Genomic DNA, 12699 nt, shown 5'->3' on the forward strand with positions numbered 1-12699 from the left:
AACCTTTGATGGTCTAAATTCACCTGTTCTGATTGGCCTATTTGCCCAAATCAGTGAATTATTCTGGCGTAAATTACAAAAAATTACCCTGGGGTGTTTCCCCACCACAAGGTACAACTGCCCTAAATACAAGGCAAAAAATGATTAATAATATTGTAGCCCAGATCACATCTGGGTATAAGAAAGTCTTTACGTATTTGTCAGGCTGGTTAGAAAATTGTTCATTACTCAAGAGTTTCCCCACCACTTTTGACAAGTTGAGGGTGCAGCGTGAGTAAGTTCATTCCTACCCGTCGTGGCAACAACTGTCCTATATGTGGCGATTATTCTGGAGATTGCCGGATAGTTGGTGAAGTAGTACTTTGTCATAGCAGTGTTGATACTGACGCACTCGTTGCAGGTTGGCGCTATCTCCACGCTGACAAATCAGGAGTTTGGGGAGTTTACGTTCCTGATACAGGTAGCGAGGGAAAAAGCTGGCAAGATATAGCAGAACAACGTAATCAACGTAGACAATTAGAACGAGAACAACTAACAGCAAAGTCGCTACCAGCACGTGAACGTAATCAACAGTATCGTGCGATCGCCAAACAGCTAAATCTCAGTAGAAAGCATCGACAACATTTATTAGAACATCGTGGCTTAACGCAATCTGAAATTGACTTGGCCGTATCTCAGGGATGGCTTAGAACATGGATTCCAGGGCAAGAAGTATTTGGCGCATCACCAAATTTAGCGGGTATTAATCCCAATGGCAAGCATACCTTACTAGGGGTATCAGGTATTAGTATCGCTGCATTAGATATCAATGGTTGCATAGTAGGTCATCAAATTGCATCAGATGAGCGCGAGAAATTTGCTAAATATATTTGGTTATCTAGTGCATCTAGAAGTGGTAGCAGTCCACACTTACCCAACGGTGAACTACCTTTATTTATTTGGAAGCATCCTTTATCTGCATCAATAAGTGAAGTTCATTATTGCGAGGGTAGCTTAAAATCACTGCTCGTTGCTCTGAAACTTTGGTCGCAAGGTCGTACAGATATAGTTGTAGTTGGTGCATCGGGAGGTAATTTTGCTAGTAGTCCCCAAATTTTAAAGACTATACAATCAATATCCACCAAAAAACAATGTTTACTTTATCCTGATGCTGGTGCGATCGCCAATCGTCAGATCATGTTGCAATATAGTTCACTTTATACTTTATTGCACAGTTCAGGTTACGAGCTACAGGTTGCTTGGTGGGGTCAATTTACCAAAGATGACTCAGATATTGATGAATTACCAGATACAGCAACATTTGAGCTAATTACCCATGCTCAGTTTGAAGCTTTAGCAATCGTCAAAACAGAAGTACATAACGACTTCTGTGTAAGTGATTCAAAGCAAAGTTACTACTGTTTTCATTGTCAAACTGGTGGTAACACCATTAAGTTTTTGATGGATTTTGACAAGAAATCATTTACTGATGTTGTGCTAGGGTTAGCCCAGAAGCATCAAATACCTGTTGAATGGGATGTAGAAAACCCCAAGAGATTATCACTCTTAACTGTTAAATTTGTCAAGGCTAAGACTGATATTTATAAAATAATATCAGAACGTATTCCGTTACATCAATACGGCAAGGATTATCGAGGCGCTTGCCCATTTCATAATCAAAAAGCTACGCCATTTGATTCAATTTCTACACTTTTTAAAAATTTAAAGACTAAGTTAGACAACACTTTCAGAGGTTTTGGCAAGAGCTTTGTTAAGCCAATAACTAAGCCAAAACCTCAAGAAGTTAAGATTAATATTCCCACACCATCAGCTTATCAGAAGCTAGGGCATCCACATATTATTTATGATGGTGATATTCTCAAGACTTGGCAAAAAGCGTCTGAATTAGGATATAAAGCAGTTTTAGATAAATCAGCTACAGGTGTAGGAAAATCTCATGCTGCTGGTGATGCTCTACCATCATGTTTTGGTGTAGATAAAATATTTTACTTAGCAGCAGATCACACAAATCCAACTACTTTGTCAGTAGAAGTTAATTTTGGGAATGTGCTACCTCGTAATAATGGTTTTAAAGAGGATGAATCACGGTTAACACCGTTAGGACATCCATTTAAAGTACACCCTAAAAAAGATGAACAACCGGACACGCCTGGTAACTGTTACCGCGCTCCCTTGTTTCATACCCTCGCAGGTAAAAATCTCAGTGGTATAGAACAATCAAATGAATCACCCATTTGTGCGACGTGCGACCTAGCAGGCGCTTGTAAAAATAGTAAAGGGAATGGCTACGGGTTCAGGGCTGAACGCAGTGTCGCATTTTCATATGATCGCTTACGCGCACATCCTGATTCAATGCCCAATACAAAAGAAAGTGAATATGAGAAATGGATGGGTATCTGGGATGAAGCTGGTAGGCTCATTAAGTCAACAAAACTGATTGACGTAAAACTAGCAGACTTCGATAAAACTTGGGCAGAACTGGAAGCAAAATTACCGCAACATCATACTACATTAACTTATCTCCGGCGATCGCTGCGATCATTCCTCACAGGAGAATTAAAGCAACCTTATCACGGTTGGAATGATGCAGAAATTAGGGAGAGATTACCACCAGCACCGGATAATATATTACTTCTAGCTGACGAAATTGAAAACGAACTGTCTCCTGAAATAGATAAAATTTTAAAACAATCAGATAGTGTAGATTTTAGAGGTAATGCAGGCAAGGGAGTATCAAAGGCTACACGCTCACTTATTCGCTCTACCTTGAGAAAAGAAGCTTACACAGAGTCAAGTAAAAATCTCGATTCAGTTCTGCTTAATTGGTTGCCTCAATTCCTACGTATATGGGGTGGTGAGAAGGGCGCATTTAGATGTCAATGGAGTGTCTTGACAATTGCTAACCGTGACAAGAAACACGCTGATATTGTTAAAGCATTTAATTTTAATGTGTTTCTAGATGCCACTGTAGATCCGGATACTCTAGCTTTGCGCCTTGGTATCCAGCGCCACGAATTACTGGTAATTGAGAAGTTAAAACCAACTTATCAAAACTTGCGGATAATTCAGGTTGGTGGATTCGGCAAGCTTGGTAAAGAACGCTCAGACTCTCTCGATCAACGGGTTCAGTTATTCCAAGCTTGGTTAAGGCAGAAACATTCAGATATTGATTTTATAGACTGGTTAGCTTTTAGTGACTTTGCCCACTTTAGGGAGGGTAGAGGGTCAAACCAATTTATCAATCATTCCACACTAGCCAGTTTGGGAATACCTTATCAGAATATCGGCGCTCTACAGATGGAATACCAGACGCTCACGGGTAAATCTCCAGAGGGTGAGGAGTTTCAGGCTTTTGTAGATGCTCATGTGCAGGAGGAGATTGTTCAGGAAGTTGGCAGACTGCGATCGCACCTTGCCCCTGACCAAGATAAAACTTTCTACTTTGTCGCTGATTATGACATCGACTTTTTAGCTTTGGAGTTACCAGGTGTAAAAATTGAATTGATCGATGTAATCAACCTCTGCCCTGAAGCTGCATCGGAGGGCAATCAAACTAAGTGGGGTATCCTTCAGGCATTAAAGCAGCTTCATGAACAAAGCGTCAAAGTTACCAGTGATGTCGTTGCTGCTGCTGCTGGTATCTCTCAACCTTATCTTAGTAAAATTGCCAAACCTTTTGGCGGTTGGAAGCGACTAGAAAAAATATTACTACTGCTATTAAACAAACTATATAGCGTTAGTAATATTTTTTCTTCGTCAGAGCAGGAGTTACTAGATAAGCCAGAATCCGAGCTAACAGACTCCGAGTACAAAGAGTTAAAGGATCTAGAAGCTATTAAATTCATGGCTACTCAGTATTTACCTTTGGCATTTAATGAGCCTGAGATTGACGTACCAGCCGAAGTAAATATGGTAGTAGAATCCTTTGGTTGGAAGGCTTTTGAGCAGATTGTAGGATTGATGCCTATTCAATCATTTGCCAAGCTACTAGGCATACTTATTAATATGTTGCCTTCATCTGTGGTGGAGGAGTTCAGGGGGGCGATCGCCTTCGATGATGAAAAAATGGAGGTGACGGGATGAGCCGCGTCACTAAATCAGAACAGCAAACACCTCCATCTGTAGAGCAGTTAAGTATATTTACTCTACTGGAACAGCTACAGTCTCAACCACAACCAGAACCTAAGCCCGAACAAAAAAAACTAAATCCTTTGAACTGCGAGATTACCAAAAACAGGTAATTCGAGAAACTTACCATTTCTTCCGCAATGGTATCAAATCAGTTCTGGCTTATGCTCCTACCGGAGCAGGTAAGACAGTTATCAGTTCCCAAATGATTGTCGATGCTGTCAATAAAGGACGGCGTGTAATGTTTTGCTGTCATCGGAAAAAGTTAATAGACCAAACTCAGCAAACTTTAGCCGCAATGGGTATTGAGTCAGGCATTATTTGGGCAGATCACCCAACTGATTACTCAAAACCCGTACAAATTTGCATGATTCAAACCATCCAGAATCGGGAACTACCACCTGATATTGGATTGGTAATCTTTGATGAATGTCACTCCAGCATTTACTACCAAATTGCTTGGGATATCATAACACACTACTCAGGAGGGATATTTGCGCTTTCAAAGTGTTATTTTATCGGACTAACTGCAACACCTTGGCGAACAAAATATAAAGAAGGATTTTGTCAATTTTTCCAAGCATTAGTGAGAGCGCCCGATCCCATTGAATTAGTTAATATGGGATATTTATCCCGTCCGAGACTGTTTGGTTATGGAGGATTGCTAGATTTTGAAAAATTAGAAACTAACAATTTAGGAGATTATACACAATCTTCCATGCAAGCAGTTTGTAATGAGGAGTACAACGCAGAAGTTATTAAATATTTTCTACAAATCTGCCCAGAACGTAAGACTATCGCTTTCTGTGCCAGTGTTTTTCAAGCTTACAATTTAGCAGAACAATTTAACGAACTTGGCATTAAATCTGAAGTTGTTGTAGGAACAACTAGCGACTCGGGACGTGAAGCCATTTATCAAAGGTTTGCTACTGGCGAAACTCAATTAATATCTAGCGTTGCTTGCTTATGTGAAGGATTCGATGAGCCAAGTGTCCAAGCTGCTATCATTGCCCGTCCTACCCGTAGTCAAGCACTTCTAATTCAAATGTGCGGACGTGCGTTAAGATTGCATCCCTCAAAACAGGATGCGATGTTATTGGATTTTGGAGAATGCTTTAAGCGAGTCTGTAAACCGACCTCAAAACTAAAAATCAGCCTTTGCCCACGTCCTAAACCGTTAATTGAAACTCAAGTTAAAGAGTGTTTTAACTGCCATGAAATGATTCCCGTGTTCTGTAAAATCTGCCCAGAATGTGGCTATGAGTTTTCAGGAGATGGTGATGATGACGATGAATCAGATTCAGGCGAACCACCGATTTTTGGTGAACTGCTTTCCGAGGAAGAACTCAGACAGCTACGTTATATCCGCTCTCAAATGAAAAGAGCATATAAAGCTGGTCGTAATCCTGCCAGAATTAAAATGCTATTTCGTGAGAAGTTTAAATATTTTCCCCCTGATGATTGGTTTGTTGGCGCTATCTTTGGCGGTAAAAATCCGACTGCTAACAAAACAATCTATTTAGATTTTCTCTATCAAATTCGACCAACTGCACCGAAACTTTGGATTAGGGACATGATGCAATTGGAATTTGGTAGACCAGGGAGGAGGTATCAAAATAGCAAAGGTAAAACCTACACAGCTACTCGTAACAACCTAGAACGTAAACATTGGTGGATGGTGCTGGAAGTAGAACCAGGTAGCAGTTTCAAGGAAATTAAGCAGTCATATAGAAAATTAGTAAAACGATGGCATCCCGATATTTGTGGAGATGCGAAAGCGAAAGATATGATGACATTGATTAACCACGCATTTGAAAAAGCTAAAAGGTTTTGCGAGAGTTAGTTATATGCGATCGCAAATCAAATTAAACCATTTATAGTTTAAAAGTTATAAAAATATATTGTCATTTAACACGCTCATTACACCAGTATATGTTTAAAAGGGCTCCCGTGCGATCGCACTGTGGGATACGATGGGTTAGGCGGTTTTGATCGTACCTAACGCCATGAAGTCCTGTGATCTTAAGAGCGAAATTGGAGTAAACAAATGGGTGAAGCCAAACGTAGAAAACAGCTTGGGATAGGTGCGAAACCGCGTCCTTTATATGAGGTGGAGATTATTACAGATAATTATTCACAATTCCCCGTTTCTGAATGGCTGATTGATGTTTGGAATAAAATTGAAGAAAAAACTGGTACTTCTAGCTTTGATATCGTTAAGTTAGTGCAGAAAGAAACAGTTTACGCTATCGCTCATTACTATCAAAGAAATTCCAAGATTTATGCTGAATTTATAATTCAGCCAGAGCAAAACTTTTCTCAAAATGATCTTGATAATTTCTCTAGAATCCTTTGTGAAAAGATTTTAACTGATTCAAATGCTTTAATATTATAGCAATAATACTCGCTCAGATTAATTGGTTAATTCTCTAGGAATGTTACTGGGTGCTGGCAAATAAAGCTATTGTAAATAGTATTTAGCTTCCGGTCTTTCTGTAGATTTATTTACTGCACCAGTTAAGCAAGATATGGCTGAGGTGAAGATGTTGGGATTTTTAAAAGTGTTGGGTTATTGAGAGTCAATAATTGGCTGGAAATTGGAGGAGTGGTGAGTCAGTTATCTGAGGAGGAGATTTTTCAGGAAATAGGTAAAATTATTCAAAGATTTGACCTGTATCAATGTGATGCTTGTGCCAGAGCTATTTTGCAATGGTTACAAGCCAATAATATCCAGGGGAAAATTCTCAAATTAAAAACAGCTACTCGGCGAGATGGATATATTTTAAGTTGGCGTTTGGAACGTCAAGATATTACTAACTCAATTACGCAAACCGGAGTTCATTATGGAGTAGAAGTTTTGGGAAGGGTTTTTGATAATTTGTCGGTAGAGGGAATGACGCGAGAAGATTGGCTCAATGATTTTGATTGTCCTAGTCATCAATTTATTCTGACTGAGTTAGATTCGTTATAGTAGAAGCAGCAGCACTACAGTTAGGAGGTGGCAATGGGAGGAATTTATGCAGTTTTGGAAAAAATAAAAGACAAACCAGGAATGTATATTGGTAAGTCTTCTATTACGATATTAAGTCATTTCTTAATAGGTTACGAATTTGCTCGCAGTGAGTTAGGTTTGGAACTGACTGAGGAGGAAGTTGATTTTTATGAGCATTTCCATGCTTGGATAGAAAGATATTTTAATGTGCGGACTTGTAATTCTTGGGCAAATATTATTTTATTGTTTACTGGTGATGAAAGTAGGGCGTTTGATTGTTTTTTTAAGTTGCTAGATGAGTTTAAAAAACGTGATAAAACTTTGAATAATCGAGGGGAAAATGTGATTAAAACTTATTTTGTGCAAGATGGGAAGATAGTTGGTGAGATTGGGAAGGAGGAAAGGTTACATTCTGCTCAAGAGGTATGATTAAAAGGTTTGGTTTTTTGCTGTTAGTTTATATCTAAGGTAAGGCTTTTAGCTAGTAGCTCAGTTAGTGCGAATACTAACATTAATCAAAAAAGTCTTGAAAAACTTATTATTCTCATTCCTACTCTTGATGAACAAAAGAAAATTGCTGAGATTTTGAGTAGTGTGGATTAGGCGATCGCATCCACTCAAGCAGTCATCGACCAAACCCGCACCCGTCAAGCAGGGACTACAGAGAGCAACTTCTCACTCATGGTATTGGTCATACTCAGTTTAAAGAGAGTGCGATCGGGAAGATTCCAGACAGTTGGCACGCCGTCCAAATTAAAGATGTTGCTGAATTTCAGCCTGGATATGCCTTCAAAAGTCAAGAATTTTCTAAAACTGGCGATCGTCTCTTTTCATCAGTGAAGACGAACAGAAAAAAATTCACCCTCATCAACACCTTGTTGGTAAGCAGCGTCTAGCTAAAGCTGCTGAAATCGCTTTAGAAAAATTTGATGTTGAACGTATTCGTACTTTTGAAGACAATGCCACCATATTATGTGAGTGGAACCAAAGTGATGCTAAATCTGCCAATTGTTTGATAACAGTTGGAGTTAGTTGAGTGTTCAAAGATTGCTTGATTTCATTATATAAAACAGATTCACCTCTAACTCTTTTTGACCCACCTTTAAAGGGTCTACAGTATTCCAGGGCAGAGACTTAGTTAGCAGTTATTAATTCTATGGTAAATATTAGCTTACCATTTTCACCAAATCTCCCTTGAATCATATCAAGCCGCAAGCCCCATTTTCATTGAGGCGAAAAGCAGCTAACTTGACTTTTCCATCGGGAGGATAATTAATATTGATTTGCTCCATTAATCCTGTAAAGGAAGGATGCAGCAAGTAGTTGCCTGTTTCTGGATCAATAGCAATAAACCAGTTGTAATGGTTGGCTATAAGTTGAGGGCGAATTTGCTCAAAGATTGGGCGACAACGTTCTCCCAGTTCTTGCCGACGCTGGATTCGTTGTGCTTTCTGTTCTTGGGTACTACTGCGTTCTGGAAAGATTCGACCTCTGTGAGGGTACTTTTCCTGGGAAGTAGACTGAGTTAATTTCATTTCTAGTAATTGCAGATATTTATAGTTAAAAATCTATTTATTCTATTTTAGCTTAATTCAAAACGTGCATCCGATCGCCTCATCGCTCATAGTGCTTAATTTAAAGTTCAACTTGATATTTGAACTTACCAAACAATTAAACAAAAAAATACGCTATCGCGTTTGGTTAATTAAGAAATTAACTAACCATTACCACAACTTATGAATAATACAAATACAGTTACCCCAATTAAAAAGCCCTATATTTTAGTAACAGAATCCAGTTCGCTCAATAGTGCGATCGCACCACTATTCAAAAGTGACATACAAGGAATAGATACGGAAACAACAGGGCTAGATCCACACACTCATAAACTGGTACTAATACAAATAGCAATTCCAAATTATCCAGTAGTTGTTATTAATGTCAGTTGTTTTACCAAACTAGAACTTAAACCACTCAACCAACTTTTTACAAACAAAGCTACCAAAGTATTTCATAATGCCAAGTTTGATTTGAAGTTTTTGAATCAAGCTGGAATTGATGTAAGTGGGCCATTCTTTGACACGATGTTAGCAAGCAAAGTCTTAAAGGCTGGATTAAAAAAAATCACAGCCTCGAAAATTTGGCATTGTCTCTGCTCAAAATACAGCTTGATAAAAGCCAACAGAGAAGTAACTTTAGTCAAACCACCCTTACCCCAAGGCAACTACAATATGCCGCTAATGATGCAGCTATATTGCTGGATTTAGTCCCAATTTTAACTCGTAGGCTTAAAGCTGCACGATTGATGAATATTGCTGAAATTGAGTTTGAAGCAGTATCCGCCGTCGCTGGGATGGAATTGAATGGGATGCTGTTAGATGCAACAAAAATGTCGATATTAAATCAAGAATTATGTACCAAAAAGCAAATTTATTTAAATGAACTAAAAACCCTGAATCCAGGTAGAAGAATTCAACTTTCATTATTTCCAGAAACTGCTGATACTGTTAACTTGGACTCACCATCTCAAGTCCTAAAAGCCTTTAAAGTTTTAGGTATCCCTGTCACCAGTACTGGTAAGAAAGTATTAATTCCACTGCAAAACCAGTACCCGATCATCAAAAGTTTGCTGGAATATCGTAAATATTCCAAGCTAATTTCTACCTATGTGCAAGGGCTACCAACCCACATCAATCCAACTACAGGGAGAATCCACCCTAGTTATTTACAGTGCGGTACTCGCTCTGGAAGATTTGCTTGTCGCAACCCTAACCTGCAAAATATTCCCCGCGATAAAGCAATTCGTTCCTGCTTTATTGCTCAACCAGGCTACACAATTATCCGTGCCGATTACTCCCAGATTGAACTAAGAATAGTTGCCAAGATCTCTGGTGAAAGCCGGATGATTGAAGCATACAAAAATGGCGAAGATTTACATACGCTCACAGCTTCCCTGATTACTGGTAAGCCAATCAGCGAGATTACAGCAGAAGACCGACGATTAGCGAAAGCGATTAACTTCGGGTTAATTTACGGCATGGGTCAAAGCAAACTCAAAATTTACGCTGAAACTGAGTACGGCGTGATCATGACATTACGAGAAGCCACAAAATTCAGAAAGCGATTCTTCCAAGCTTACCCAGGATTAAAGCGATGGCATGAAGGGATCAAACGCACAGTTTACGATGCTCAAGGGCGCACAATCCGCACAATAATGGGGCGTAGGCGACGTTGGGCAACCCAACCACCCCTGTCAGAGTTATTTAATCATCCAGTACAGGGGACTAATGCCGATTTCTTAAAAATAGCATTAGGGAAACTTTATGTACCGCTCGCTGAAATTGGCGCTCTACTAATTGGAATTGTGCATGACGAAGTTGTTCTGGAATGCCCTGACAATTTCATTGCCCAGGCAAGTGAAATTCTCAAGCGGTACATGATCGAACCTGCTGCGATCGCACTACATCCAATTCCAGTAGAAGTGGAAGTAAAAATTGGTGCTACGTGGGCAGGTTGATTTAACCAGGCAAAAAACAATAAATTGAATAAATTGCTTTACTACAAACAATAATTATTAATTAGGGCGCTCATTAAACCAGCCCTAATTAATGATTAAAAAAGTTTCAATTGGGTGCGACCTGCACCATGTACAGAAGTTTCACCTTGACTTTTGTTTTCAACAATAGCCTCAGTATTTGGATGAACACAATGGTCATCTATTAATGCTCTATTAAGCTGCTGTATTACCTCTGTGTTGTCAACAAAGTCAGTCGCATTTCTTGGATCTAACTTTTTCTCTAACTCAGCTACTCGTTGCTCAAGCTGGTGGAACCTTTCAGTAACTACGGACATATCTAGTAACGCTCCCACACTTCCCTTGCAGGTAAGTAGTAGGCTTCTCAGACATCCCGAAGAATGCGTAGAACTTCCTTAGAAGTAGAATTTGTAATAGAACCAACTATTACAATTCCACCTTTCCGGCGTTTTATACTGGGGAGTGCGTTCAGCCCCAGTCTCTTTAAGTTGATAGCGGCGTTAATATCCCTATCAACCCAGAGATTTTCGACTTCATCCCAATATGAACGAATACTACAATCGGTAAAGATGAACTCATCCCGAAGTTAACAAACCATCCATCATTCTTTTTGATGAACTGCAACTGCTTCAATATTGAACCATCAGGTAAGTGACGATGAGAACGAATTTTAAGTAGTCCAATTTTAGGCACTTTGATGTAGAGATACTTCCCACCAATTGAACAGGAATGTAGTTCTAATCCAGCACCCTCGATTACCAATGAACGAAACCGAGACTCAGACTTAAAGCGAGGTCTACCGCTTCGATTACCGGACTTATCGCCAGCAATAAACCGTTCAAATGCCTTATCAACTCGTTTACAAACCTCTTGTAGAGTATTTGCTGGTACTCTTGAAAAGTCTAGCTGCTGTCCAGACCATTGCACTATTACAGCATCTTTCTTAAGTTCTGGTAGATATTTTTCCTGGCTGTAGTAATTAGGCTTTTCCCGTAATTCTGGAAGGTGACAGAATCATATATTATGGAATGAGGCTCCTGCTATCAAAGCTGAAAAAAGGGATTAGACATAACAAAATATCTGTTATTACAAGCGGTGTTAAATACAAAAACAATTGCTCTTATTTAATTAATAGCTCTTCCCCAATCTCCCATTATTTTTGAAATCGCTGATTAGAGTTGTAACAAAGTTTGTTGATTAGCGACGGATGAATATTTATCAATAATTGCATTGCACCAAACCTCAAAAGTCGGTTCGTCCCAATTATTTAAATCGTCAGCAACCTGCCCGTCGTATATTTCCAGCCCTGCTGATTCAGGCAAGCCGAAAGCTACAGCTTCCGCGCCACAAGCCAAACGGCAACGACAAACTATTTCTGGTATTTCCATTTTTTTATCCTATTAATAACGGTTAACTGGTTCGTGAATACTAAAAAGAGGAGAACAACAAAACTCCTCTAATCCTTTAATTGTTAAATGCCATGTGCCATCTTTCAGTTGGTAAATTAATCCATCTCTTTCTGCATTTTTTAAACACCTTTTTATATTATAAAAACCGCAACTTGATAAATATTTGTCCAGAACTTCGGTAGTAGTTAAATCATTATCATCAAGAAATACTTGAATAGTTTGACAGATTTCCTCATGTGCATCAATATACAACTCTTCATCTGCATCAACGTCCGACATTTAAACCTGCCATTAGCATTAATAATAGTAATACTTAATCACCAAAATAATAACGTATGCACATCTATTTGATCTTGCCTTGATTGTTTATTGACTACAGCCAAATACCATCCTTTGGACGTTATATACCAAAATTAAACTCAAGCTGGATACCACCAGACAAATCTAAAACAAAATCTTGATATTGACTTGCTAAACGAGTAATGGGAGCATTAGAAAAAGCCTTTTTCAATTGGGAATCTAATTCACAAACCTGGGAATTAAAATATGCCACAAGTTTCCTGAATTTATTACCACTAAGTTTGCGAGAATGACTATAAAAATAGAGTATTTTCAGAAAACAATCTACTGTTTGT

At 38.9% G+C, this 12699-nt stretch carries 15 protein-coding genes; 9 read left to right on the forward strand and 6 right to left on the reverse strand.

Annotated features, from left to right (window positions below; genetic code table 11):
* Nucleotides 1–270 precede the first annotated feature (270 nt).
* The 7 genes from CRI9333_RS01765 to CRI9333_RS28475 all read left to right on the forward strand — a co-directional run bounded on the left by CRI9333_RS01765 (nt 271) and on the right by CRI9333_RS28475 (nt 7723).
* Entirely contained in the window at nt 271–4083 is a 3813-nt protein-coding gene (locus CRI9333_RS01765) for a CHC2 zinc finger domain-containing protein (RefSeq protein WP_015201486.1), read from the forward strand.
* Complete coding sequence (locus CRI9333_RS26410; RefSeq protein ID WP_015201487.1) at nt 4080–4241, forward strand: hypothetical protein; 162 nt, start codon at nt 4080–4082, stop codon at nt 4239–4241. The genes CRI9333_RS01765 and CRI9333_RS26410 overlap by 4 nt, the downstream gene beginning before the upstream one ends.
* The gene (locus CRI9333_RS01770; protein WP_232229403.1) at nt 4241–5971 is read left to right on the forward strand and encodes a DEAD/DEAH box helicase family protein; all 1731 of its coding nucleotides are present in this window, start codon (nt 4241–4243) and stop codon (nt 5969–5971) included. The genes CRI9333_RS26410 and CRI9333_RS01770 overlap by 1 nt, the downstream gene beginning before the upstream one ends.
* 204 nt (nt 5972–6175) lie before the next feature.
* Nucleotides 6176–6523, forward strand: coding sequence for a hypothetical protein (locus CRI9333_RS01775; RefSeq protein ID WP_041225835.1), 348 nt, complete (start codon nt 6176–6178; stop codon nt 6521–6523).
* Nucleotides 6524–6736: 213 nt separating this feature from the next.
* Nucleotides 6737–7099: a papain fold toxin domain-containing protein gene (locus tag CRI9333_RS01780; protein ID WP_015201488.1), complete on the forward strand. Its 363-nt coding sequence runs from the start codon at nt 6737–6739 to the stop codon at nt 7097–7099.
* Nucleotides 7100–7132: 33 nt separating this feature from the next.
* On the forward strand, nt 7133–7549 hold the full coding sequence (locus tag CRI9333_RS01785) for a hypothetical protein (protein WP_015201489.1): 417 nt from the start codon (nt 7133–7135) through the stop codon (nt 7547–7549).
* A gap of 30 nt (nt 7550–7579) precedes the next feature.
* Complete coding sequence (locus CRI9333_RS28475; RefSeq protein WP_083890043.1) at nt 7580–7723, forward strand: restriction endonuclease subunit S; 144 nt, start codon at nt 7580–7582, stop codon at nt 7721–7723.
* Nucleotides 7724–8319: 596 nt separating this feature from the next.
* Here the strand turns inward: CRI9333_RS28475 and CRI9333_RS01790 are convergent.
* Nucleotides 8320–8655, reverse strand: coding sequence for a hypothetical protein (locus CRI9333_RS01790; RefSeq protein ID WP_015201490.1), 336 nt, complete (start codon nt 8653–8655; stop codon nt 8320–8322).
* Nucleotides 8656–8856: 201 nt separating this feature from the next.
* On the opposite strand from CRI9333_RS01790, the gene CRI9333_RS27535 reads away from it, so the two are divergent.
* Complete coding sequence (locus tag CRI9333_RS27535) at nt 8857–9387, forward strand: hypothetical protein (RefSeq protein WP_269667503.1); 531 nt, start codon at nt 8857–8859, stop codon at nt 9385–9387.
* A complete protein-coding gene (locus CRI9333_RS01795) occupies nt 9282–10637 on the forward strand; it encodes a DNA polymerase (protein WP_269667523.1) in 1356 nt (451 codons plus the stop codon). The genes CRI9333_RS27535 and CRI9333_RS01795 overlap by 106 nt, the downstream gene beginning before the upstream one ends.
* Before the next feature lie 95 nt (nt 10638–10732).
* On the opposite strand, the gene CRI9333_RS01800 is transcribed toward CRI9333_RS01795, so the two are convergent.
* The 5 genes from CRI9333_RS01800 to CRI9333_RS26415 all read right to left on the reverse strand — a co-directional run bounded on the left by CRI9333_RS01800 (nt 10733) and on the right by CRI9333_RS26415 (nt 12617).
* Nucleotides 10733–10972, reverse strand: a complete 240-nt coding sequence (locus CRI9333_RS01800; RefSeq protein ID WP_015201491.1) for a hypothetical protein — start codon at nt 10970–10972, stop codon at nt 10733–10735.
* Between the two features lie 166 nt (nt 10973–11138).
* Nucleotides 11139–11582, reverse strand: coding sequence for a hypothetical protein (locus CRI9333_RS26045; RefSeq protein ID WP_041225836.1), 444 nt, complete (start codon nt 11580–11582; stop codon nt 11139–11141).
* 245 nt (nt 11583–11827) lie between these two features.
* Nucleotides 11828–12043 carry a hypothetical protein gene (locus CRI9333_RS01810; protein ID WP_015201492.1) on the reverse strand — a complete coding sequence of 72 codons (216 nt, stop codon included), beginning with the start codon at nt 12041–12043 and terminating at the stop codon, nt 11828–11830.
* Between the two features lie 12 nt (nt 12044–12055).
* Nucleotides 12056–12343, reverse strand: coding sequence for a hypothetical protein (locus CRI9333_RS01815; RefSeq protein WP_015201493.1), 288 nt, complete (start codon nt 12341–12343; stop codon nt 12056–12058).
* Nucleotides 12344–12464: 121 nt separating this feature from the next.
* The gene (locus CRI9333_RS26415) at nt 12465–12617 is read right to left on the reverse strand and encodes a hypothetical protein (protein WP_157462227.1); all 153 of its coding nucleotides are present in this window, start codon (nt 12615–12617) and stop codon (nt 12465–12467) included.
* Nucleotides 12618–12699 lie beyond the last annotated feature (82 nt).

Source organism: Crinalium epipsammum PCC 9333, from assembly GCF_000317495.1.
GTDB classification, from domain to species: domain Bacteria; phylum Cyanobacteriota; class Cyanobacteriia; order Cyanobacteriales; family PCC-9333; genus Crinalium; species Crinalium epipsammum.

What these genes read in the sequence shown, in the direction of transcription:
- CRI9333_RS26410 (WP_015201487.1), top strand. Translation starts at nt 4,080, where the DNA reads ATGAGCCGCGTCACTAAATCAGAACAGCAAACACCTCCATCTGTAGAG.
- CRI9333_RS01775 (WP_041225835.1), top strand. Translation starts at nt 6,176, where the DNA reads ATGGGTGAAGCCAAACGTAGAAAACAGCTTGGGATAGGTGCGAAACCG.
- CRI9333_RS01785 (WP_015201489.1), top strand. Translation starts at nt 7,133, where the DNA reads ATGGGAGGAATTTATGCAGTTTTGGAAAAAATAAAAGACAAACCAGGA.
- CRI9333_RS01790 (WP_015201490.1), bottom strand. Translation starts at nt 8,655, where the DNA reads ATGAAATTAACTCAGTCTACTTCCCAGGAAAAGTACCCTCACAGAGGT.
- CRI9333_RS27535 (WP_269667503.1), top strand. Translation starts at nt 8,857, where the DNA reads ATGAATAATACAAATACAGTTACCCCAATTAAAAAGCCCTATATTTTA.
- CRI9333_RS01800 (WP_015201491.1), bottom strand. Translation starts at nt 10,972, where the DNA reads ATGTCCGTAGTTACTGAAAGGTTCCACCAGCTTGAGCAACGAGTAGCT.
- CRI9333_RS01810 (WP_015201492.1), bottom strand. Translation starts at nt 12,043, where the DNA reads ATGGAAATACCAGAAATAGTTTGTCGTTGCCGTTTGGCTTGTGGCGCG.
- CRI9333_RS01815 (WP_015201493.1), bottom strand. Translation starts at nt 12,343, where the DNA reads ATGTCGGACGTTGATGCAGATGAAGAGTTGTATATTGATGCACATGAG.